19 protein-coding genes and 2 pseudogenes are annotated in these 22,545 nt (G+C 69.4%); 15 read left to right on the forward strand and 6 right to left on the reverse strand.

Annotated elements, in window-relative coordinates:
• Positions 1 to 8: 8 nt before the first annotated feature.
• Positions 9 to 1,670, forward strand: coding sequence for an FAD-dependent oxidoreductase (locus tag ACIGW4_RS02440; RefSeq protein WP_123456965.1), 1,662 nt, complete (start codon positions 9 to 11; stop codon positions 1,668 to 1,670).
• A gap of 60 nt (positions 1,671 to 1,730) precedes the next feature.
• Here ACIGW4_RS02440 and ACIGW4_RS02445 read toward each other — a convergent pair whose 3' ends face one another.
• Positions 1,731 to 2,315, reverse strand: coding sequence for a Type-2Aa cytolytic delta-endotoxin (locus tag ACIGW4_RS02445; protein ID WP_123456964.1), 585 nt, complete (start codon positions 2,313 to 2,315; stop codon positions 1,731 to 1,733).
• A gap of 287 nt (positions 2,316 to 2,602) precedes the next feature.
• A complete protein-coding gene (locus ACIGW4_RS02450; protein ID WP_399577952.1) occupies positions 2,603 to 3,412 on the reverse strand; it encodes a LysR family transcriptional regulator substrate-binding protein in 810 nt (269 codons plus the stop codon).
• Positions 3,413 to 3,476: 64 nt separating this feature from the next.
• On the opposite strand from ACIGW4_RS02450, the gene ACIGW4_RS02455 reads away from it, so the two are divergent.
• The 4 genes from ACIGW4_RS02455 to ACIGW4_RS02470 all read left to right on the forward strand — a co-directional run bounded on the left by ACIGW4_RS02455 (position 3,477) and on the right by ACIGW4_RS02470 (position 6,610).
• Positions 3,477 to 3,875: a DUF5997 family protein gene (locus tag ACIGW4_RS02455; protein ID WP_399577955.1), complete on the forward strand. Its 399-nt coding sequence runs from the start codon at positions 3,477 to 3,479 to the stop codon at positions 3,873 to 3,875.
• 94 nt (positions 3,876 to 3,969) lie between these two features.
• Positions 3,970 to 4,926: a universal stress protein gene (locus ACIGW4_RS02460; RefSeq protein ID WP_399577958.1), complete on the forward strand. Its 957-nt coding sequence runs from the start codon at positions 3,970 to 3,972 to the stop codon at positions 4,924 to 4,926.
• 260 nt (positions 4,927 to 5,186) lie between these two features.
• Complete coding sequence (locus tag ACIGW4_RS02465; RefSeq protein ID WP_399577961.1) at positions 5,187 to 5,687, forward strand: NUDIX hydrolase; 501 nt, start codon at positions 5,187 to 5,189, stop codon at positions 5,685 to 5,687.
• Positions 5,688 to 5,809: 122 nt separating this feature from the next.
• Complete coding sequence (locus ACIGW4_RS02470) at positions 5,810 to 6,610, forward strand: VOC family protein (RefSeq protein WP_123457663.1); 801 nt, start codon at positions 5,810 to 5,812, stop codon at positions 6,608 to 6,610.
• Between the two features lie 40 nt (positions 6,611 to 6,650).
• Here ACIGW4_RS02470 and ACIGW4_RS02475 read toward each other — a convergent pair whose 3' ends face one another.
• Positions 6,651 to 8,240, reverse strand: coding sequence for a hypothetical protein (locus ACIGW4_RS02475; RefSeq protein ID WP_399577964.1), 1,590 nt, complete (start codon positions 8,238 to 8,240; stop codon positions 6,651 to 6,653).
• A gap of 115 nt (positions 8,241 to 8,355) precedes the next feature.
• Positions 8,356 to 8,559 (reverse strand): hypothetical protein, encoded by a 204-nt coding sequence (locus ACIGW4_RS02480; RefSeq protein WP_359591164.1) that lies wholly within the window; start codon positions 8,557 to 8,559, stop codon positions 8,356 to 8,358.
• Between ACIGW4_RS02480 and ACIGW4_RS02485 the strand changes: the two genes are divergently transcribed.
• From ACIGW4_RS02485 to ACIGW4_RS02520, 8 genes and pseudogenes are all read left to right on the forward strand, one after another.
• Positions 8,543 to 8,683 (forward strand): Rieske 2Fe-2S domain-containing protein, encoded by a 141-nt coding sequence (locus tag ACIGW4_RS02485; protein WP_399577967.1) that lies wholly within the window; start codon positions 8,543 to 8,545, stop codon positions 8,681 to 8,683. The two genes, ACIGW4_RS02480 and ACIGW4_RS02485, sit on opposite strands and share 17 nt — an antisense overlap.
• Before the next feature lie 277 nt (positions 8,684 to 8,960).
• Positions 8,961 to 9,712, forward strand: a pseudogene (locus ACIGW4_RS02490) (transposase family protein).
• A gap of 775 nt (positions 9,713 to 10,487) precedes the next feature.
• Positions 10,488 to 11,294, forward strand: a complete 807-nt coding sequence (locus ACIGW4_RS02495) for a tachylectin-related carbohydrate-binding protein (RefSeq protein ID WP_399577971.1) — start codon at positions 10,488 to 10,490, stop codon at positions 11,292 to 11,294.
• A gap of 139 nt (positions 11,295 to 11,433) precedes the next feature.
• Positions 11,434 to 11,973, forward strand: coding sequence for a winged helix-turn-helix domain-containing protein (locus ACIGW4_RS02500; protein WP_399577974.1), 540 nt, complete (start codon positions 11,434 to 11,436; stop codon positions 11,971 to 11,973).
• Entirely contained in the window at positions 11,970 to 12,467 is a 498-nt protein-coding gene (locus ACIGW4_RS02505; protein WP_399577977.1) for a transposase, read from the forward strand. The genes ACIGW4_RS02500 and ACIGW4_RS02505 overlap by 4 nt, the downstream gene beginning before the upstream one ends.
• A gap of 221 nt (positions 12,468 to 12,688) precedes the next feature.
• Entirely contained in the window at positions 12,689 to 13,567 is an 879-nt protein-coding gene (locus ACIGW4_RS02510) for a hypothetical protein (RefSeq protein WP_399577980.1), read from the forward strand.
• 337 nt (positions 13,568 to 13,904) lie between these two features.
• The gene (locus ACIGW4_RS02515; protein ID WP_359591171.1) at positions 13,905 to 14,120 is read left to right on the forward strand and encodes a hypothetical protein; all 216 of its coding nucleotides are present in this window, start codon (positions 13,905 to 13,907) and stop codon (positions 14,118 to 14,120) included.
• 131 nt (positions 14,121 to 14,251) lie between these two features.
• Entirely contained in the window at positions 14,252 to 14,614 is a 363-nt protein-coding gene (locus tag ACIGW4_RS02520) for a hypothetical protein (RefSeq protein ID WP_398706568.1), read from the forward strand.
• 190 nt (positions 14,615 to 14,804) lie between these two features.
• Here ACIGW4_RS02520 and ACIGW4_RS02525 read toward each other — a convergent pair whose 3' ends face one another.
• Together ACIGW4_RS02525 and ACIGW4_RS02530 are read right to left on the reverse strand one after the other, a co-directional pair.
• Positions 14,805 to 15,185, reverse strand: coding sequence for a hypothetical protein (locus ACIGW4_RS02525; protein ID WP_399578188.1), 381 nt, complete (start codon positions 15,183 to 15,185; stop codon positions 14,805 to 14,807).
• 250 nt (positions 15,186 to 15,435) lie between these two features.
• Positions 15,436 to 15,791 (reverse strand): annotated as a pseudogene (locus tag ACIGW4_RS02530) (hypothetical protein); the annotation flags it as partial.
• Positions 15,792 to 17,034: 1,243 nt separating this feature from the next.
• On the opposite strand from ACIGW4_RS02530, the gene ACIGW4_RS02535 reads away from it, so the two are divergent.
• Positions 17,035 to 18,015, forward strand: a complete 981-nt coding sequence (locus tag ACIGW4_RS02535) for a hypothetical protein (protein ID WP_399577984.1) — start codon at positions 17,035 to 17,037, stop codon at positions 18,013 to 18,015.
• Between the two features lie 44 nt (positions 18,016 to 18,059).
• Positions 18,060 to 22,526, forward strand: coding sequence for a hypothetical protein (locus ACIGW4_RS02540; RefSeq protein ID WP_399577986.1), 4,467 nt, complete (start codon positions 18,060 to 18,062; stop codon positions 22,524 to 22,526).
• Positions 22,527 to 22,545 lie beyond the last annotated feature (19 nt).

Below are 22,545 nucleotides of genomic sequence, written 5' to 3' on the forward strand. Positions count from 1 at the left end.
CCGACGACATGACCTACGCCATCACCCAGACCTGCTGCAACGACGCCACCTGTGTCGCCGTCTGCCCGGTCAACTGCATCCACCCGACGCCGGACGAGCCGGACTTCGGCACCACGGAGATGCTCTACATCGACCCGAAGAGCTGCATCGACTGCGGGGCCTGCGCCGACGCCTGCCCCGTGGACGCGATCTTCCCGGCCGACCGGCTCACCGAGCGGCTGCGGGAGTACGAGGGGATCAACGCCGCCTACTACGCGGAGCGCGAGCCCGCCCCGGTCCTCGCCTCCCCGACCTTCCACCGCTGGGGCGAGCCGGCCTTCGACCGCTCGATCCCCGCCGACTTCGCCCCGATCCGCGTCGCGATCGTCGGCACGGGACCGGCCGGCATGTACGCCGCCGAGGACCTCCTCCTGCACACCAACGCCGAGGTGACGCTGATCGACCGGCTGCCGGTCGCCGGCGGTCTCGTCCGGTACGGCGTGGCACCGGACCACCCGGCCACCAAGGGAGCCGGGGAGACCTTCGCCCGCTTCCACTCCCACCCCCGGGTCCGCATGCGGCTCGGCGTCGCGATCGGCACGGACGTCACCCCCGAGGAACTCGCCGCGCACCACGACGCGGTGGTCTACGCGGTGGGCGCGCCCTCCGACCGGCGGCTCGGCATCCCCGGCGAGGACCTGCCGGGCAGCGTCTCGGCGACCTCCGTCGTCTCCTGGTACAACGCGCACCCGGAGACCGGCGCGGACGCCGTCCGGCTCTCCGCCGAGCGGGTCGTCGTGGTCGGCAACGGCAACGTGGCGCTCGACGTCGCCCGCGTCCTCGTCACGGACCCCGAGGCCCTCGCCCGTACGGACATCGCCGACCACGCGCTGGCCGCCCTGCGGGACGCGCGGGTCCGCGAGGTGGTGCTCCTGGGCCGCCGGGGCCCCGAGCACGCCGCGTACACCACCTCCGAACTGCTCGCCCTGAAGCACCTGCCCGGGGTCGACCTGGTCGTCGACGACCACGACCCGCGCACCGGCGCGGCGATCGACGCGGCCGCGCCCGGCGCGAAGGCCGCGCTCCTGAAGGGCGTGGCCCGGGAGGCGGTGGACTGGACGCGGGCCCCGGCGCGGGACCGGCGCCGGATCGTGCTGCGCTTCCACTCCGCCCCGGTCGAGGCCCTCGGCACCGACGGCGTGCGGGCGGTCCGGGTGACGGAGGCCGGCGAGCCGTCCGGTACGGAGATCGGGGCGGGGCTCCTCGTCCGGGCCATCGGCTACCGGGGCGTACCGCTCGCGGGGCTGCCGTTCGACGAGGAGACCGGCACCGTGCCGCACGAGGCCGGCCGGGTCGTGGGGCTGCCCGGCAGCTATGTCGTCGGCTGGATCAAGCGCGGGCCCTCCGGGGGCATCGGAGCCAACCGGGCCTGTGCGGAGGAGACGGTGGGGACGCTGCTCGCGGACGCGGTGGCCGGGGCGCTGCCGAAGCCGACGGGCACCTCCCAGGAGTTCCGCCGTCTCGCGCGGAGCCGCAGCGGGCGGGGGCTCGTCGACGCGCGCGGGCTCGCCTCCATCGACCGGGCCGAGCGGGCGCGGGGCCGGGACGCGGGACGGCCGCGGGTCAAGCTGGCCACGGTGCCGGAGCTCGTCGCGGCGGCGCGGGGCAGGCGCGTGCGCCGGTCGGGCTGAACGGCCCCTCCACGGGAGCCGGCCCGGGACGGCGGGCCGGTGCGGAGCGGGGCGTCCGGGTCAGACGGAGACCGGGGCGCCCAGCGCCTGGCGGAGCACGATCGCGTTGAGCCGTACCGCGAAGGGCACGACGTCGGTCAGGTCGAGCGCGAGGGTCTCGGCCTTCGGCAGCTCGACGGTCACGTCGACGCAGAAGGCCAGGGCGTACATGTGGTCCCCGGTCTCCTCGTCCTGGAGGGCGAAGAACAGGTCCCGGTAGAAGCGGGTGCGGCCCCCGGACTCCTCGTAGAAGGAGAGTCCGGGCTGCCCCTGCTGCGCGGCGAGCCCGGTGAAGGCCTGGACGAGCTCCCGCTCGACCGTGGCCCAGAAGCCGGCCTCCGCGCACTCCGGCGGCAGCGCCTGGCGGACGGCCTCCTTGAGGGAGAGGACCATGACGAGGACGGGGGCGTGCTCCTGGAGCCCCCAGCCCCGGACCATCTTCACCACGTCGCTGTCCGGGACGGCCGAGGCCGCCCGGTGGATGGCCTCGAAGTCGAAGTTGACGGTCGCCGGGGCGATCGCCTCCTGGAACACCCGGTCGATGGACCGGGCCTGCGCGAGGTGGTCCGGTGCCACCTCGACGACGGTCCTGAAACTGGCGGCCAAAGCTCCTCCTGGATGATCTCGGTGATCAGGAGGGGTCAGTATGCCGAGGTGCCGGAGGCAGCGGCACCGACCGTCCGCCGTACGGACGGCCCGGGCGCGACGGGCGTCCGCCGTACGGGCGGTTCGGGCGCGACGGGCGTCTGCCGTACGGGCGTGACGGACGGTTCGGGCGTGACGCGCCTTCGCCGCACAGGCGGTTCGGACGTGGCGGACGGGCCGCCGCGACGGACGCTTCAGGCGCGACGGACAGCTCAGCCGTGACGGACGGTTCGGGCGTGACCGGACGTTCAGCCGCGGCCGCGGCGCGGCTTCCCGCTCCGGCCGGCGCCTCCGCCGCCCTTGCGGGACGCCGAGGGGCGGCCGGCGGTGCGGGAGCCTCCGCCCGGCTTCCCGGTCGTCCTCGCGGGCTTGGCGGCCTTCTGCGGCTTGGGCTGCTTCTGGCCCTTCTTCTCCTCGGCGCGGCGGCCCCGGGTGCTGTTCACCGTGCGGCCGCGCACGATGCCGATGAACTCCTCCACCAGGTCGGGCGCCTCCTCCGCCGCCGGCCACGACAGGGCCACCCGCGACTGCGGGACGCCGACGAGGGTCCGGTAGGTGAGGTCCTTGCGGTGGTGCAGCCGGGCCAGCGACTGCGGGACGGCGAGTACGCCGACGCCCGCGGCGACCAGTTCGATCGCGTCGGCCGTGGTCGCCGGGCGCTCCATGGCCGGGCGGCCGGGCGGCCGCTCCCAGCCGAGGGTGTCGTCGAGGGGGTGCAGGACGAGCTCGTCGGCGAGGTCCTCGGCCGACACCTCCTCCACGGCCGCGAACAGGTGGTCCTTGGGGACGACGACGACCGTCGTCTCCGTGTAGAGCGGGATCGCGCTGAGGTCGTCCCGGTCGACGGGCAGCCGGACGAGGCCCGCGTCCGCGGCGCCCTCCCGGAGCGCGCCGAAGGCCTCGGCCGGGGTCACGGAGAGGAGCGTCAGGGGTACGTCGGGCAGGCGCTCGTTCCAGATCCGCACCCACTTCGCGGGGGTCGCTCCCGGCACGTAGGCGAGCCGGAAGGAGGCGGAGGGAGAAGCGGGGGAAGAGGAGGAAGCGTCCGTGCCTGTCACCCCGCCAGGTTACCGGTAGCCGCTGTGGTCGGAGCTCGCCCGCATGCTCGATACCCTTGACACCATGACGTCGCACCAGAACACCCAGACGATGAAGCCCGCGACCGCGGCGAAGAAGCTGGGTGTGTACCTCGAGGCCACCCCCGCAGAGTTCCAGGAGGGTGTCGTCTCGCGCACCGAGCTGAACGAGCTCCAGGCCAATCCGCCGGCCTGGCTCCAGGAGCTGCGCAAGAACGGTCCGCACCCCCGTCCGGTGGTCGCGGCGCGACTGGGCGTCTCCATCGCCGGTCTCGCGCGCGGCGGCATCACCGAGCCGCTGACCACCGAGCAGATCCAGGCGCTCAGGGAGGAGTCCCCGGAGTGGCTCCAGAAGGAGCAGGCCACCCAGGCGGAGGTCCGCAAGGAGGCCGTCCGCATCAAGGAGCGCAACGAGGAGCGGGCGCGCCGGCAGCAGAGCGCCTGATCTCCCACCCCGCGGAAACGCCACGCCGGTCCGTACCGAAGCCCCTCGGTACGGACCGGCGTGGCGTTTCCGCGGGTGAGGGAGGCATTCCCTCATGAGTGACACCAGCACCGCGTACGAGCCGCCGGTCGTCGTCGGCGTGGACGGGTCCGAGCACAGTCTCCGGGCCCTGGAGTGGGCGCTGAGCGCCGCGGAGGGCATGGGCGCGCCGCTGGTGGTGGCCCATGTGCGCTCGGAGGCGCTCCAGCTCGGCGCCGCACGTATCGCCTCCCTGGGCACGGCGCCGGAGCTGCCCGACACCGTCGCGCGTGCCGTACGGACGGTGGTCGAGGAGCGGGGGCACCGCGTGCCGGTGCGGTACGACTCGCTGGACGGGTCCGTGACGGACGCCCTGCCGGCGGCGGCGCGGGGGGCGCGGCTGCTCGTGACCGGCTCCCGGGGGCACGGCGGCTTCGCGAGTCTGCTCCTGGGCTCGACCAGCCGGACGCTGGCCATGACGGCGCCCTGCCCGCTGGTGGTCGTCCCGCACGAGGCGCGCGCCGCCGCGCTCACGGACGGGGCGGAGGCGGGGCGGGTGCTGCTGGGCCTGCACGCCGAGGAGACTCCGGACGAGGCGGTGGGCTTCGCCTTCGAGACGGCTCACCACCGGGGCGTGCCGCTGGAGGCGGTGACGGCGTTCCGGCTGCCCCTGCCGCAGGGCGCGGTCCTCGCGGCGCCTTCCCCCGCCCTCCAGGTGCCGCCGCCGCCCGTCCCGGACGAGGTCGCGGAGACGGAGGAACTGGTGCGCGAGGTGGAGCGGGAGCAGGAGGAGCGGCTGCGGCCGTTCGCGGCGCGGTGGCCGGGGGTGGAGGTGGTCCCGGTGGTGGTGCCGGGGGACGCGGCGGGGCGGCTCGTGGACGGGTCTCGGGACGCGGGTCTCGTGGTGGTGGGGCGGCATCACCGGCACCGCTTCGGCTCGCTGCTCCTCGGTTCCGTGGCCCACGCCGTGCTGCACCACGCGCACTGTCCGGTGGCGGTGGTGCCGCCGGAGGCCTCGGGGGGCCGGGCATGACAGTCCCCGGCGGTCCTGATCGGTGCACGTGGGCGTCGGCCGTCGCCGGCCACTCCGTGCCCGATGGGCCCCGCCGGGGGCCTGGCCAGATACTGGTGGGGAGTCACGCGGGCCTTCGGACGTCTCCGTCGGCGGGTGCGGCTCTCTCCGGTTGTCCGGTGTAAGAACGAGTGTCCTCCCTTTTTCGCCCATTTCAAGAGGTTCGCCGTTTTTGTTACGCGCCAGGGGCGACTGTCAGAGGCGGCTGATAGACAGGTCTCATGACGACCGCAGAGCACGCCGCCACCGCCGCCCGCAACGTCCAGCCGCCGCCCGCCCGGGCCTCGCTCGGCGCGGGGGTCGTGGTGACCGACGATTCCGGCCGCGTCCTGCTCGGCCTGCACCGCTCCGGGGTGTGGGAGCTGCCGGGCGGCATGGTCGAGCCGGGCGAGTCGATCGAGGCCGCCGCCGTCCGCGAGCTGGCCGAGGAGACGACGCTGGCGGCGGACGCCGCCGACGTGGAGGTCCTCGGGCTGATCCTGGACTCCGTCACCTCGGCGCAGCTGACGCGGATGACCGCGGCGACGGCCGTGCGCGGCTTCCGGGGGGTGCCGTCGGTGGCGGAGCCGGACAAGATCGAGCGCTGGGAGTGGAGGGACCCGGACGACCTGCCGGAGGCCCTGTTCCTGCCGTCGGCGCAGGTGCTGCGGATGTGGCGGCCGGGACTCGCGATCCCCGGCGGTCCCTTCCACCGCTACGCCCTGGGCCGACTGCCCGACTGAGGCCGCGCCGGTGCGGTGCGTCACCGCGCAGGCCCCGGCGAGCGTGGCTAGCGTGGCCGGAGGAACACGTCGTCGAATCGCAAATCGAATCGGAAATCGAATCGGAAGTGGGAGTCACCGTCATGGCCGCACGACCTGAAGGCACACCGGTCTGGACCGACGCGATGTACACCGACGTCGAGGGCGCGAAGACGTTCTACGGCGATGTGCTCGGCTGGAGCTTCGGCGAAGCCTCCACTGAATACGGCAACTACACGCAGGCGTACAAGGACGACAAGGCCGTCGCGGCCGTGGTCCCGCCGATGCCGGGACAGGACGGAGAACCGGCGTCGGCCTGGTGTCTGTACCTCGCCTCGGACGACGTCGCCGCCACGGCGGAGAAGATCCGGGCCGCGGGCGGCACCGTCCTGATGGAGCCGATGCGGGTCGGCGACTTCGGCTCGATGTGCATCGCGCGGGATCCGTCGGGCGTCGCGTTCGGCGTCTGGCAGGGGGGCGAGCACGAGGGCTTCGAGCGGGAGGGCGAGCCCGGCTCGTACGCCTGGGCCGAGATCTTCACCCGGGAGCCGGCGAAGTCCGACGCCTTCTTCACCGAGGTCTTCGGCTACAACTCCAAGAAGATCAAGGACGAGCACATGGACTACCGGGTCTTCGACCTCGGCGGCCCGCAGCCGGTGCTCGGCCGGATGGTGATGTCGGGTGAGGATTTCCCGCCGGAGATCCCCTCGTACATCCAGATCTACTTCGCCGTCGACAACTGCGACCTGGCCGTCGACCGGGCCGTGGCCCTCGGCGGGAAGAAGGTCTTCGGGCCGATGGACAGCCCGTTCGGCCGGTTCGCGGCGATCGTGGACCCGCAGGGCGCCGCGTTCGCGGTGATCGACGAGAAGACGACCGTCGGCGACATGCCCGAGTTCGAGTGAACGGTGCGGCGCGGCGCCACGGGCGCCGCGCCGCCGTGCGTCAGGCGCCGTCGCGGACGGCGACGATCCCGTTGAAGACCCCCACGTACGCGGTGCCGTCGGGGCCGATGGTGATCGGCGCCCAGTTGTTGTCGTAGGCGAGCCCGGTGCCGGTGAAGCGCGAGAAGGCGCGCTGCCCGGTGCGGAAGTCGACGGCCGTGAGGTACCAGGCGTCGATCCCCCAGGCGTTGGGGCGCTTCTCGTAGAAGTAGAGCAGTCCGTTGGCGGTGGAGAGCTTCGGGACCGTGGAGGGCGAGCGGACGTCGCTCTCCCAGACGGTGTCGCAGCCGCTGCCGTCGGCGCGGACGTCGATCCGGGTCGCGCCGCCGACGACGCTGCGGCCGAGGAGGAGCGTACCGGGGTTCTCGTAGCCGTAGTTGTTCTCGACGACGAGGCTGTCGCCCCAGCTGATCAGGGAGTTGTCGGTGGTGGAGGCGCCGGAGCCGAAGACGGGCACCTTGCAGACGAGCCGCTCGGCTGCGGGCACGTCGGCGCCCCGGCGGTAGACGAGGACGTTCATCCGGTCGTCGGCGTTGTCGGTGATGGCGACGTACTGGTCTCCGGTGCCGAAGAGGTCGGGGGTGGTGCCCGAGCCCTGGTTCACCGAGCCGGGCTTGGTGCCGGTCCCCCGGTCGTACGTCTCGCGCCACTGGACGCGGGGGACGCCGTCGGCGTCGGCGCGGAAGGCGTACAGGGCGTGGTCGGTGACGATGGAGACGCCGTCCTCGGCGACGGAGAAGGAGTTCTGGATCTCCTCGCCGTCGAGCCGGATCGCGCGCAGGGCGCCCGTCGCGGGGTCGACGGTGCCGACGCGGCCGAGGCGGGTCACCCACCAGATGCGGCCGTCCCAGTCCGGCATGACGGAGGTGACGGGGTCGCAGACGCCGCTGGGGAAGAGGTTGGTCCAGGTGACGCAGTCGTGCGGCACGAGAGAGGTGAGGTCCCAGTCGTTCTCGACGGCGAACTCCCAGGAACCGTCGGTCTTCTGACGGTGGGCGATGCGCAGGACGTGCTGCCGGGAGTCGGCGAGGACGACCCGGTCCCGGTCGTCGAGGTAGAAGTAGGCGCCGCCGGAGGTGTCCTTGAAGATCTTCTCGAAGTCGAGGCGGGTGACGGCCTCGACGGTGGAGGAGCGCTGCGGCAGCTTGTACTCGGCGAGGGTGGCTAGGGTGCGGGGATCGAGCAGCTTCAGGAGGAAGCCGCTGAAGGTGCCGCAGACGGTGACGAGGCGGCCGGCGGCGTCGAAGGTGACGGTGGCGCACTCGCCGCCGAGGGCGGCGATCTTCTCGCTGGTGACCCGCGGGTCGCGCCCGAGCGGCCCGGACCAGGGGTAGGTGCCGCTGCCGGCGCCGTCGGCGTGCATGCCGCTGCGGCCGTTGGGGGCGAGGTACGGGTGCTGGGCGGGGCCCTCACCGGGCACGGGCCGCGCGGTGGCGGGGGCGCCCTCGTAGTGATCGACGAGGCGGTGGCCGGGGGCGAGGGGGATCTCCTCGGCCTGGGCGACGGGCGCGGCGCCCGCCAGAAGGGTCGCCGCGAGCGCGGCGACCAGCGCGAGCGCGCGTGCTCGTCTGCGGGGCGGTGGGGTGGTCAAAGCGGCTCCTCGGGTCCTGACGGGTGTCGCGCCGGCGGCCGACGCTAGGACCGAGTCCGTGAAATGTACATGGAAGTGCCCTGTGTTTCATGGGCAGTTCACGACACTGAAACGATCACGGTCTGAGGCTGGAGACCACGTCGGCGGTGGCGGCGACGCCGTTGTGGATGATGGGGGCCATGCCGGTGCCGGCGAAGAAGAAGCCGAGCAGGGCACAGACGAGGGCGTGCGTGACCTTCAGGCCGCCGTTCCGCAGGAAGATCTTCTCGAAGTGCACCCACGCGGACTGCGCCGTGAGCGGGGTGAAGGGCGGAGTCATCGTCTGCCCATGCCACCAGAGCAGGTTCGACATGCCAGACGGCAGCGTGAGATCCGGGCCGGCGCCCTCACCGCTACCGCCGGAGCCGATCCAGGTGGGGGGCGACGAAATCAGCCCCGACTGACGGCGCCCCGGAGCCCTGGGGAGAATCTGAGGAGAATGCGCGACGCTGGGGAGTGAACGGCTGACTGCCCCGCCTGCGGCTCCACTCCCCTGCACGGCCTGGCAGAAGCCGGAACCGCCACTGTGTTCGTCACGCAGTGTGCCGGGCGGGCTGGCATGCGCCTGCTCGATGTCGCACAGCCCGCAGCGAGAACGGGTGGCACAGCGTCTGCCATGCCACCCGTTCTCTTACGAGTTGGTGCGTGACAGCGGGTGGGCATGCCCTGCCGGTGAAAGGCATGGTGGATCGTTCGGTCCTGGCGCATCCGTTGTTCACAGGTGTCTCGAGGACTCATCTGTCGCCGCTGGTCGGGGAGTTGGCCCTGCCATGGGTGGCCGGGGACGGAGGCCGCCTGCACCAGGCTCGAGGCGGGGCCAGGAAGCGGGCGGCGGGAGCGGGTGCCCGCCATCGGCTGGTGTTCGTGAACCGGCTTGTCGCCACGCTCATCCACCTGCGTCACGGCCTCCCGCACGCGGTCCTGGCCCTCCTTGACGAAGTGGACCGCTCCACCAGGACCCGGGCGGTCGGTGAGGTGCGCCGCCTGTTGGCCGGGAGAGGATGTGCCGTCCCGGAGCGGCCCGGGCTGCGACCGCGGCCCCTGGAAGACGTCTTCGCCTACGTCCAGGCCGAAAGGGTCCGGTTGCGGCTGGACGCCACCGCCGCCCGCACGGCCGGCATCGCCAGGCGCTTCCCTACCTTCGACCTGGTCCAGGTCCTCCTCGACGACGGCTACCTCGGCCAGAACAGAGACCGTCGCGGCAAGGCTCTCACCCAGCCGCGCAAGCTACGGCCGGGCGCAACACTTCTCTTCCTCGAACACAACGAACGCCGGCGACACGAGCACTCCTCACAACGGATCACCGTCGAACACGCCCTCGCCGACCACGAACACGGGAAACAACCGACGCGCTGGACCCCCGCGGAGAGAACCTTTCTGCCACCTCCCATGCCATCGCCACCCTCGTCTCCGACCGCAACATCATCGCTTGAAGACGGCACTGAACAGGGCAGACATGTCCCACCCGCTATCACGCACCAACTCGTAAGGGTCTGGTTCTCCCATTCATTCCCATTGCAGAGACAGTCCCGATGCACCTCTTGCACGAAGGAGACCAGTCCGTCGCGGCTGCGGACTTCACTGTCAGGAGTCAGCGACATGAAGTGAAAGTACTTTGCGCCTCGGTCGCGGAGTTTTGGATGCACCTTGCACTTGGGATGCCGTGCCTGTCATCTGCGTTGACGGTCCGCCGGCGTCCGCGACTTTTCACGGCTGGCGGCACGCTTCGTGACTGGGGTGATCGTGTTCGATTTGCGAACCGCGCCCGACGGGCAGAGCATTACAAGAAAGGCGAAGTAGGCCCTCACAGGGTAGATAAGGACAGTCGCCGGGTCCGGTGCGCGCGTCATACCGGCGTGTGTCCTACGGTGAAATTCAACAAGACCCATGCGATCAGTTCGAGCGTGAACACCACGCCTGATCACCGGATCACCGGATCACCGGCAAAGCGGTGCATGAACTTCATCGTTAACGGACTGCAGTGAGGTCGGGGCACGCCGACCTGAGATACGTAACCTCTTACGTGCATAGTTATGCTTTTCGGGCTTTCCTCAATCCGGGGCGACAGCCGCCACGACTTGAGGTGTGGCACGCTTTCCTCCTATGGCTTGCTTCCGCGCGCAGGAAGGCTGCTCACCTGGCGGAATATTCGAGGCCGGGGCCATCGAATGAGAGTTCAGCCCGATTTTCCAGGAAGGCATCCATAAGATGCATTACAACCCCGTCCTTCCCCTGTACGGCATCAAGTCGAACGGTGACCTGCACTGGTACGGCCACGACGGATGGGAGGAAGGCACCGCCGACTGGTTCGGCGGTGCCGGCGGGTACAGGATCGGCGACGGCTGGGATATGTACGACACCGTCTTCGGCGGCCGCAGGGGCGCGATCTACGGCATCAAGCCGAACGGCGATATGCACTGGTACCGCCACGACGGGCGGGAGAACGGCGCCGTCCTCTGGACCGCCGGTAGCGGCGGGAACCAGATCGGCGAAGGCTGGGACATGTACGACACCGTCTTCTACGGCGGAGACAGCGTGATCTACGGCATCAAGCCGAACGGTGACCTGCACTGGTACCTCCACGAAGGATGGGAGGAAGGCACCGCCGACTGGATCGCCGGTGCCGGCGGGAACAAGATCGGCGAAGGCTGGGGCATATACGACACCGTCTTCTGCGGCGAGGCGGGCGCGATCTTCGGCATTAAGCCGAACGGTGATATGTACTGGTACCACCACGACGGATGGAGCGACGGCACCGCCCGCTGGACCGCCGGTGAGGGGTTGAAGATCAGCGGCGGCTGGGACATCTACAACAGCGTCTTCGGTGGCTATGAGGGTCACATCTATGGCATCAAGCCGAATGGCGATCTGCAGTGGTACGCCTACCGCGGGTGGCAGGGGGAGGGTGACATCAAATGGACGGCCGGTGAAGGCGGGTTGAAGGTCGCCAGTGGCTGGGACATGTACGACACCGCCTTCACCGGTCAGCTGTATTACCTCCCGATCGAGGAGTGATGAAGACGACGTCAGCTTCCTCTGCCGTGGAAGGGCGCTCAACGGTGACCAACGCCGACGACTGCCGCTACTGAACTTGATTGGGCGATGTCGGACCGTTCGCCTGACGGTGGTCGGTCCGTTCCGGTAGCCCTGAACTGTGAGATACGCGCAGGGCGGCGGGTTGACCGACGTCGGAAGGGCCGCGAGGGAGCGGGTCCGACTGCAGGCCGTGACACGCTTCCGAGGCGGGCAGAAGAACAGGGACATCGCCGCGACGCTGCGGGTCAGTGAGCGGTCCGTGGAACGGTGGCGCCGTCCGTGGCGCGAGCGCGGTGAAGCGGGGGTCCTGTCGAAGGGATCGCCGGGGCGGCCGAGGCTCGGCGAAGCACAGATCGCGAGGCTGGAACGGGAACTGGAGCGTGGGCCGCTGGTCCACGGCTGGGCCGACCAGCGGTGGACACTGGCCCGGATCAAGACGCTGATCGGCCGGCTGTTCCACGTGAGCTACACCGTGGAGGGCACGTGGCTGCTGCTGAAGCGGCACGGCTGGTCCTGGCAGCAGCCGGCTCGGCGGTCGATCGAGCGTGACGACGCGGCGGTCGAGGTACGGAAGAAGGAGACCTGGCCGCGGGCAAGAGCACTGCGGCGGCATGTGACGGCTGGATCCTCTTCGAGGACGAAGCCGGGCAGTCGATGACGCCGCCGCGAGCGAGAAGCTGGGGACGCAAGGGCTCAACGCCAGTGGTCCGGGTCCGTGGCCGGGGCTCGGGCCGGGTGCCCATAGCCGGGTCGACCTGCTACAAGCCGGGGAAGCGGTCCCGGACGTTCTACTCGGTCCGCGAGTACCGGGACCGCAAGGGCGAGCCGAAGGGCATCGGCGGGCGCGACCTGTGCGACCTGCCGGTCAGAGCGCACATCCAGCTCGGCGGCCCGATCGTGCTGGTCTGGGACAACCTGCGCATGCACCTGGTCGAGGCGATGCGCCGATTCATCGCCGACCACGCGGACTGGCTCACCGTCTTCCAACTTCCCAGTTACGCAACGGGCTTGAACCCCAAGAAGGCATCTGGTCACTGGTCAAACGTGACATCGACAACCTCGCCGCAGCCGACCTCGGCCAGATCACTCGCGCCGTCAAGCGCAGGCTCAAGCAGATCCAGTACCGTCCGGACCTGGTCGACGACTGCCTGACCGGCACCGGCCTGGTCATGTACGACTGACCGACACCACGCGTTCGGAGTCAGCACCGCCCACCGCATGACCGTTGGTACATGATCACTGCACCACTCCAAGGGGCATGACCACCTCCCGCCCCCACCCTGTCGGCACGCCTTCGCTCTCTGGACACACCGGAGCCTCGAAGCCGCCTAAAACGGATGGCCGACAGCCTCCCGCCCGGTCATCCTGACTCGATGGGAGACAGAGCCAACGTCATCGTGGTCCGCGAGAACGGCACACATGAGCTGTACCGGACCGGCTGGGCGGTCGGAATCGACCTCGACCTGCTGGAAGGGCCGACGCCGGTTCTCGCCATGCTTCCCGGACTCCGCCAGGACGGCTGGTGGTTGGACGACACCATGGCCCAGGGCGGGATACTGCTCGACCTCGGCCGGAAGGTACTCCTGTTCTTCGCCTGGGAGGGGCCCAGCACTGAGCTCCGCCACCGCGCGGCCGTGTTCGAGCTGATCCGAGCCGCGTGGCCGGGCTGGGAGGTCCGCTGGCTGTACGACGGCTCGGCCGAACTGCGTGAGTACGTGGGGCTGGACCCGGAGTACGTCCGCTGCCGCGATTCGGCCCCCTCTGTGGCCCCGTTCCTCGCCCCCGACGACGAGGACTTGGCCGGGCCCGATCCGGGCGGTGTGGTGATCACGGTCAGCACCGGCCGCTGCCACGTCGCCTCTGACGCCTTCGACCACCCTGTCCGCGAGGGCGCCACCCTGCTCGACCGCCTGGCAGACGCCCCCGGGCACGGAGGCTGCCACCTGCACGTCAACTCCGGCATCCATCTCGACCCGGAACGCCGCCGTCTGGGCTGGTGGTCCCTCTACTCCTCGCCACAGGCTTACCAGGTACCAGAGTTGTGGCCGGGCTGGACGGTGGAGTTCTGGCAGGACGACTGGGAACGCCACGTCAGAGCCAGCGACCTCTTCTCTCCGGCGGCGTTCAACGCCGGAGAGGAAGCCAGAGCCGCGGTGCTCATCGAGGCCGGGGAACGCCTGGCTGTCCGGGCCCGCAACCGTGCCTATGTCACCCGTCTACGGACCGCACCGGGTCGATCCCAGGCAGGATGAACGCAACCGGCCTGATCACGGACGACTGGCCGACATCACGCATGCAAGCTCAGGCAGTAGCTTCGAGCGTTTCTAGACAGTGACTAAAATTCGCCCTTGAATGACAGTGTGGCGGTCAGTAAATTCAGCTGCCCGCCGGACTGTTGTCCGGCGCCGTAGGTCGACATGCAGGGAGACAGGGATGCGCAGCAGGTTTCGAACCTGCCGCTGACTCGTGAAACGCGGGCCAGCGGGGTTCTTCATCAACTTGGTTGCCCTGACAAGGCACCGTCCGAGGGAGACGTATGCCCTCAGTCGGACACCAGGTGACCCCGCTCGCGTATCCGAGGAGTGCACTTTGCTGGACCGTTTGATCGACCTCCTGTCTCAGACCCGGACCCTCCGCGCCCTGCTGGACTTCTGCACCGTCGTGGTCCGTCTGCTGCCCGCGTTGGTCGTGGTCGTGGCGCTCATCCCCTCGTTCGTCGTCTTCGCGTTCATCTCCGCCGGGGCACGCAGGTCGGTTCTCGACATCGTGGACCGCCTCACGAACTGGACCCTCGCCCGCTACTGAACTCGATTGAGTGATGTCGGTGCCGTTCGCCTGACAGCTGGCCGGCGGCACCGACCTGGCCCTGTGAGCGTCGGGTCGACGGACCCGAAATCGGTCGAAGCCCGAAGCTGCTGGTCGGCTACGGTGGCGGCATGCCTGAAAGTCTGCCCGAGGATGTAGCCGACGTGCTTGGCCTCGTCCTGAACCCGGACGAGCCGATTCACGTCGCCCTCCGACGGCAGGTGCCCCGACTCAGGGTGCGATCCCGCTGCAGGTGTGGGTGCGGCACTGCCTACTTCGACCTTGACGCCGACGCGTTGGAGCCCGCGCCAACGGGCCCCGGCACCGTCGTGGCTGCCGACGTACAGCTGTTCACCGAAACCGGCGAGTGCCCTGGTGAGGTCTTGGTCTTCGCGCAAGGCGGCTACCTCTCATGGCTGGAGGTCTGTTCTTGGAGCGATGACGTCGAGGTGAACCTCTCCGCGGCGCGGCGCTGGCTACAGCCGTCGTCCTGAACCCGAGCCGGTAACAGCCGACGTCTCGGACCCTGACGCCGCCACCACGAGTCGACCGACATCACGAGTTCAAGTTCAGTAGCTCCACAGCAGGCGGGGGCGTTGTTCGTTCAGTCCGCCGCAAGTCAGACGGTGTCTCACGTGGCGATCTTGCCTGCTGTAGAGCGGTAGGCGCTCAGGGGACGGTCTGTCAGGCTGGCCGGCTGAGCCGGCCGCCCACGACGGTCGGGAGGGACGTGGGCATCTCGTCGGTGACCCAGGCGAACTCCAGGGCCGCGAGCGTGGCTCCCTGGTCCGTCCACACGAGGACCTCGCCGACGTAGGCGCCGGACGGGTCATGGACGTGCGCGTCCACGGGAACGAGCTCGGTCGGCAGTGCCGCATGCTCGCACGGTTCCCGGACCTGCAGATCGACGCTCACGGAGCCAGGCCCCCAGACAGCGGTCACCTCGGTGCGGTCCAGCTGATTCCGCAGTTGCGACGCGCCATCGAACTCCGCCGACAGGATGTGTTCAAGCACTGCGCGCTCGTCGGCGTTCAACGAGCGCGGGTCGATGGAAAGAGGAGCCATGCGCCCATTCTGAGGTGGCGAGGGCAACCAGCCCAACGACTTCACCAGCCGTCGCCGGGTGGCCGGCAGCGGCATCATGATCGTTCGTGGGTGGGGATCTGTCGCAGCGGCTCGTGCCGGATGATCTATGGGCATCGGTCGAGCCGGTGCTGCCGTCCTTCCGCTCGCGCCCGCAGGGCGGCGGCACCGCGCCGGTCGACCGAGGCAAAGCGGTCAGCAGACTGCACGTTCTGACCGACGCGCAGGGGCCACCCATGATCATGGGTTTCAGGGCCTGGCTGTCGTGGGTGTGGGCAGTCGAGAGGCCGACGAGGAGGGGCAGGCAGTTCGCGTCCGCCGGGGCGTGCGTCTTGGAACCCGGCCTGCCTCGATCCACGGGGCTCGGACCGGTGAGTTCACCCCCCTTCGCCCTGACGTGGGCGGAGTCGAGCACGTAGAGGATCGCGGCGAACAGCGTCCATCAGGTGCGTCCGGCGTCCCGCCACCCTGCGGCCGCACCCGAGAGGGCGGGATCAGCGGCTTCGCGATCTCCCACAACCCGTCCGGAACGATCCACCTCCACGTACCCCCCCGCGGGGTGTACCGATGCCCGAACGGCTGGTGGATCGGCTCGGCCACACGCGCGAGGGCCCACCTGCGGGCCTCCGCGATCGCCGGTGGCTGTGCCTGCGCGTGCGTCTGCCGAACCATCACGAACGCCGCGCCGGGCCCATGCCGACCACGTCGGGTCAAGCACGAGGACGACGGAGCCCTGCACCGCCGACTGGGCGCGGCGTCGCCCTGAGCACGTACGCGGCTTCGTACCACCGCATCCCTTGTTCGAACAGGTCCGGGGCTGCTGCGGCTCAACTCGTCTCAGAACTGAGCGAGTTCGTGATTGCGCAGTCGAGGGCCCGTCAAAGCGACGCCAAAGATCAGCAGTCATCCCGTATGCCCCTGATCGCATGACAGGTCAGCTTTATGGATCTTGAATTGGTCCCCCCGGAGTGTAGGGTGGAACCACGTTGATTTCAGCAGGCCCGGGGGGGCTCGTGCGGCCTGTATCGCAACTCATGCGAGTGTTGACGCTCGCCGTGCGGCTATCGCTCAGATGCGCACGATCCCCCTCGGCTCGGGTGAAATCAAAGGAAGCCGTTTTCCTGCCTTTGAGGTCGACCCCATACGGGCGGCGCCTATTCATTTCTTGTCATTACGCACGATCCGGCAGCGGCCCAGTAGGACGAACGAACGATCACCGTCCGCGACGGACGACTCACGGAAGAGGTAGGGAGGTGAGGCGCAAACCCACGCCAATGGTGCGACTGAGCCGAGGTCGCCACAACGTTCGGTCCCTACCCGTCACGCGATTCTCCGTACGAGACGTGCCGGCGGAGTCGAGTGCCGGCATGCTGCAGCGCCCCGCCTTCTCATTGCTCACGTCCGTGGGGACGGTTCCGGGAGTGGGCACCTTCGCGGCCGTCCTGGTATTGACATCAACAGCCTCGTCGCAGATCGACGAGCGTTTCAGCGCCCTGAGTGCGACTTCCACGATTGTCCGGGGCAGGAATTTCGATGTCTGACACGACAGAACCCGCCGGCGTATGGCAGTTGTCGGGTCAGGGATCGCCGCCCAGCTCGGTACCTCAACCGTCGAGGCCCAGCCGGCGGTCTTCATCGGCGACGAGGCGTTCACCGTGACCGGTGTGATCGGTGATTCGGCCTGGCGACCGGTCTGCCGGCCGGCCTGCATCCGGCCTGGAGAGCTCCCCGCATCACGCCGGTAGAGGCGCTGCGCCACTGAGTGCGAGGAGCACGGCCGGCATGCGCCACGCACGTGGACCACCTCACGTCACGTAGAGAAGGAAAACCCATGCACGTCCTCAGGCGAACGACCGTCGCCACCACTGTCATGCTCGCGGCAATCTCGCTCGGCGCCTGCTCCTCGTCCGGATCGGCCTCCGGTCCGGCGGAGGACAAGGCTCCGGTCGATCGGGCCAACTGGCCTGCGGAGGTGCCCACTTCCGGACTGGTCAAGGGCCTGGAGCTGCCCCTTGAGTCCTACCTGCCCTCCTACGCGGACCAGGTCGTCGTCGACACCGCGCTGCGCACCCTGCAGACGCGGTGCATGTCCGAGTACGGGCTGACCGTCGATCTGCCACGTCCCGGCGCGAACCCGCCGCCCTACAGCAACGCCCTCTCGATCGAGCGGCGTTACGGGATCAGCGACCGCGCACAGGCGCAGAAGTACGGGTACGGGCTGCCGAAGGAGCTGACCCGGAGCCTCGAACCCGTCGAGAAGGGGCTTTCAGGCGTCGAGGTGGAGGTCCTGACCGGGCAGAAGAAGCCCGAGTTCGCCCCGCCCAAGGGTGCCAAGGTCAGCGTCGGCCGTTTCGGCGGGGTCCCGGAGCCCGCGCGCGCCGAGTACAACGGAAAGAAGCTGCACGAGGGCGGCTGCGCCGGCTGGTCGAAGCGGCGGCTCAAGGTGAACGAGGGGGACGCGGGCTTCGTCTCCCACCTCGCCTCGACAAGCCTCTCCGAGTCCCGGCCGCTGAAGCCGGTCGAGAAGGCCCTCAAGAGCTGGTCGGCCTGCATGAAGGGCAAGGGCCGCAAGGCCGCCGATCCGTACCGGGCGATGGAGCAGGGCTACGCCGACGGCGACGGCACCACCAAGAACGCGATCGAGCTCGCACTGGACGACATCGACTGCAAGGAGCAGACCCGTCTGATCGAGGTCTGGTTCAAGGAGGAGTCGGCCGTCCAGAAGCGGCTGATCGAGGAGAACAAGGACCGGCTCGCCGCCGTCAAGAAGCGGATGGGCGAGGTCCTTGCGGCCGCGAAGGCCGTCAAGTAACCAGAGAAGGAACACAGTTGAGACAGATACGTTTTCGTCGGCGCGTGCCGGTCACCCTTGCGGTGACCACAGCGCTGGCGATACCGCTGAGCCTGCCCGCGCAGGCCGGGGAACCGAAGCCGCCCAAGAGCGCGGCGCAGGGGTGGAGCGATACCGCCCAGCAGCAGAAGAAGCTGCCCCAGAAGCCCTCCGTGATCCCCGCGAAGGACCGCGCCGGCCTGCTCGGCAAGGGCTACGAGAAATCCGCGGACACCGCGGTCACCACGACCGGTGACGGCACCGGCTTCCACCTCCTTGCGGGCAAGGAGAGGGACGGCTACCAACTCCGCACGGTGGCGAGCCTGTTCGAGGACGGTTTCGCCTCGGACACCTGGATCGGCAACCACTGCGTCACCGAGTCCGGCAAGTACGCGGCCGTCTCGTACGCGCCCCGGATGTTCACCAACAAGCCCGAGCTGATGGTGCGCGGTGCCTTCACCGCGGTGGTAGACCTGACCTCGGGCAAGGTCACCAAGCTGCCGTTCCAGTCGTCGCTCGCCTACTTCTCGCCCGGCTGCGGCCAGGGAGATCAGGCGGTGTTCACCCAGCTCAGCCATGACGGCGACGCAAAGCAGCAGACCCGTCTGATCACCGTCGACGCGGCCACCGGCAAGGAGTCGAAGCCGGTCACGCTCGCCGGCCAGGTCACCTCGGCGATCCCCACCCGCGAGGGCATCGTCGCCGCCCACGGCAACAAGCTGGTACGGATCAACGGCACGGCCGAGAAGACCCTGGCGTCCACCACCACGGTGCCATTCCAGATCACCGCCGACGCCGACGGCGGCATCACCTTCATCGACCGCGAGCTGGACAAGAAGGCGTCCGTCAAGCCGGCCGCCTGGGCCAAGCACCTGGACCGTACGAAGGTGAGGCAGGGCAGGAAGACCGAGCCCGTCACCGTCGCCTCCGGCGGGCTGTACGCCTGGGACCTGACCCGCTCGGCGCGCGGCGAGGTGTTCGTCACCGGTGACGCCACCTCCAAGGCCCTGCCCAAGCGGGTGCACAACCCCGGCGGGCTCCCCAAGGGCGCCGCGATCTCCAGCCACGCCCAGGCGGCCCTGACCACCACCTGGTCCGACGGGAAGACCACCCTGGTCAACCCGGAGGACGCCGCCAAGCCGCGCCCCGCCCGTACGGCCCTGCGCATGCTGGACTCGGGCAGGTCCGTCACCCTCGACCTGCGCCCCGGCGCGCACCGCGTGGGCGACGGGGCACAGGGGCACGCGCTGTCCCCCGCTCTGCGCACCGGCGGCCCGGTCGGCTCCGGCCCGGACACGGGCAGGAAGAGCACGGACGGCCCGTCCACGCGGACCGCCCGTACCCAGGCCCTCACCGCGCAGGCCGACAGCCCGAGCGAAGGCACCGGGGAACGCTACTGCGCGGTGGCCCGCAACGACCCGAAGAAGCAGGCGTTCCAGCCCACACCGCGGCAGGTCGAGTGGGCCGTGGACCAGGCGGTCGTCGGCTCGCTGAACTTCTACCGCGACAGCAACTGGAAGAACACCGGCATCGCCGGCGGTTACCAGCCCCAGGGCCTGTTCCCGCCGACCGTCCTGGCCGGTGACCCCAACGGCAAGCTCGACAACGAGGACCCGGCCGTCACCGACAAGTGGCACATTCCCGCGCAGGTGATGCTCGGCATCACCGCGCAGGAGTCGAACATGTGGCAGGCCACCCGCTTCGCCGTGCCCGGTGTCACCGCCAACTCCCTGATCGGCAACTACTACGGTGTCGACTACGCCGCTTCGGGCGAGCAGCTCGACCCCTGGCGGATCGACTGGGCGGACGCCGACTGCGGTTACGGCATCACCCAGGCCACCGACGGCATGCGCCTGGCGGGCAAGACCAAGCCGGGCGAGACCGCTCTGTCGACGGTCGCGCAGGAAGCCGTCGCCCTCGACTACACGGCGAACATCGCCGCCGGGGTGCGCATCCTGTCCGAGAAGTGGAACCAGACCTACAACGCCGGGATGAAGATCAACGGCGGCCACCCCAGGTGGATCGAGAACTGGTTCTTCGCCCTGTGGGCGTACAACTCCGGCTTCTACGACACCGCCGACTCCGCGGGGCACTGGGGCGTGGGCTGGACGAACAACCCGGCCAACCCGCTGTGGAAGGCCAACCGGGTGCCGTTCCTGCAGCACGCCACCGACCCCTCCAAGGACGACTACAGCCACGCCGCGCACCCGCAGGACTGGCCGTACGAGGAGAAGGTGATCGGCTGGGCGGCACGCCCGATCTCGGCGATGTTCGCTCCCGGTGACTTCCAGGCGGGCTACAAGGGCGCATGGTGGAACACCAACGCGGACCGCGCGAGCGCCAAGCCTCCGATCGACCTGTTCTGCAACGCGTCGAACAACTGCAACCCGGCCAAGATCGGCGACAACGACTCCAACGACCCGGGCCTGGGTGCCTGCACCCTGGACGCGGGCAACAGCAAGACCAACCCGCACTGGCTGCACTGCTGGTGGAACCAGCCGGTCACCGAGGCGCAGTGGAAGAACTGCACCACGGGGGCCAAGTGCGGCAACGGTGTGCACCGCTTCTCGACGTCCTACGGCGAGCAGCCGGATGCCGGCTCCTACCCGCCGGACTGCGCCACCACGGCTCTGCCTGCCGGCGCCCTGGTGGTCGACGACCTGGCGGACGGGACCGTACCCGCCGGCGTGGACGCCAAGCGGGGATGCGGGGCGGTGAAGTCGAGCGGCACCTTCGACTTCACGTACGTCCCGTGGGACACCCAGATGGATCTCACCAACGACGGTACGGACAACCCGACCACCGTCACCACGTATCCGGGGAAGATCGACACGCATCAGATCGGTGCGGGCTACGGCAACCACTTCTGGTTCACGCACACCCGCTCGCCCGAGGCGAACCCGGCCGACGCCGAGCGTCTGAAGGTGACCGGCACGTGGAAGCTGAACGCTCCGCTGACCAACACCACGCGCCAGGCGAAGATCTTCGCGCACATACCCGACCACGGGGCGCAGACCACCAACGCCGTGTACCGGATCCAGACGCCCGAAGGGGAAGAGGAGGCGGCGATCTCGCAGGCGGCGAACCAGGCCAACAAGTGGGTGGACCTGGGCGCCTATGAGTTCGGTGACCAGATCCCCGAGGTGCGGCTCGACAACTTCAGCGGTGGCAACGGGTCGGTGGACATCGCCTTCGACGCGGTGGCGTTCGTACCGGGCACGTACCAAGGTGAGGCGCTGACCGGCAGCATGAAGGCCGACCTGACCGCTCCGGATCCGGCGCCGGTCGAGCCGGACGAGGACGTCACCAACGGCTCCTTCGCCGCGGCCCGCAGCTTCTCGGCGAAAACCGCCACGGTGGCGCCGATGGCATCCCTGGGCACCGCGACGTGCTCGACGGTCAACCACTCCCTCGGCCGCAAGCGCACCACCGCCTGTATCCACAGCGACTACGGGATGACGGAGTACTCGAACACCGTCCCGGTCGTCCCGCTCGGAAGCGCGGCGTTCGACGTCTACGTGACGTACTTCCTCGACCCGAAGAGTGCCGAGTTCTCGCAGGTCGCCGAGATCCGGCTGAAGTCGATGGACGGTTCGGTGAACTCCGCCACCTTCGACTTCGCGGCCAAGTGCCGCGGTTACTGCGACGTCACCAGCGTCGACTGGAACGGGTCGAAGACCTTCGCCAAGGGCGACACGCTCCGGCGGACCGTCGTCACGCGGTTCAAGTGGACGCCCAGCGGGGGCGCCACCAGGAACCCGATCACCCCGTACCTGTCCCTCGGCGGCAAGGTCAACAGCACTACGGTCGTCAATCCGTCCGAATTCGAGAGTGGCCAGCTGATCATCCGCTGCGACACCGAGGTCTCCGGCGCGGGCACCGGCTGTGTGTTCCCCGGCTACAAGCCGACGTATGTCATGAACTCCAAGAAGTACCCCGGGGCCGCGGCACACATCGACATGATGTGGCGCAAGACCAACATCAAGTGGGGTCAGCGCAGCAGCGGCAAGTCGCTCACCTACCTGGGCAACAAGATGTCCGTCGACGGTTCCGGCAAGGTCCAGTCGGACCGCAACCGCCAGCTCATCTGCGCCAGGCAGTGGAAGGCCTACAGTGGCACCGGTGACTTCAGCGACATGTGGAGCCTGGAGTCAGGCTCGCCACAGACCGACTTGAAGAGCTGTGATGAGTTCGTCTTCGCCAACGCGGCCCAGAGCGCCGGAAACTCCGCGGGCCCCAACCCCGTCGCCTACAGCGGCAAGGAGTGTGTGCAGACGTACCTCCGGCGCAACGCCGACGACACCATGACGCTCCTTCTCCGCCCGGATGCCCCTGCACCGACGTGGAAGGAGCCGTGTGGCCGGTCCTCGATGTCGAACTGGCAGAACACCCAGTCGATGCGGCCGTTCGGCGCCTTCATCAAGGAACAGCGCTTGATGGAGGACGACGGCTACTGGGTCGACCTCGACGGATTCACCGCGTCCGCTCCGTAACCGGACCATGAGAAGTGCC

The sequence above is a fragment of the Streptomyces sp. NPDC053513 genome (genome assembly GCF_044544765.1).
In the GTDB taxonomy this organism is placed as follows: Bacteria; Actinomycetota; Actinomycetes; order Streptomycetales; family Streptomycetaceae; genus Streptomyces; species Streptomyces litmocidini.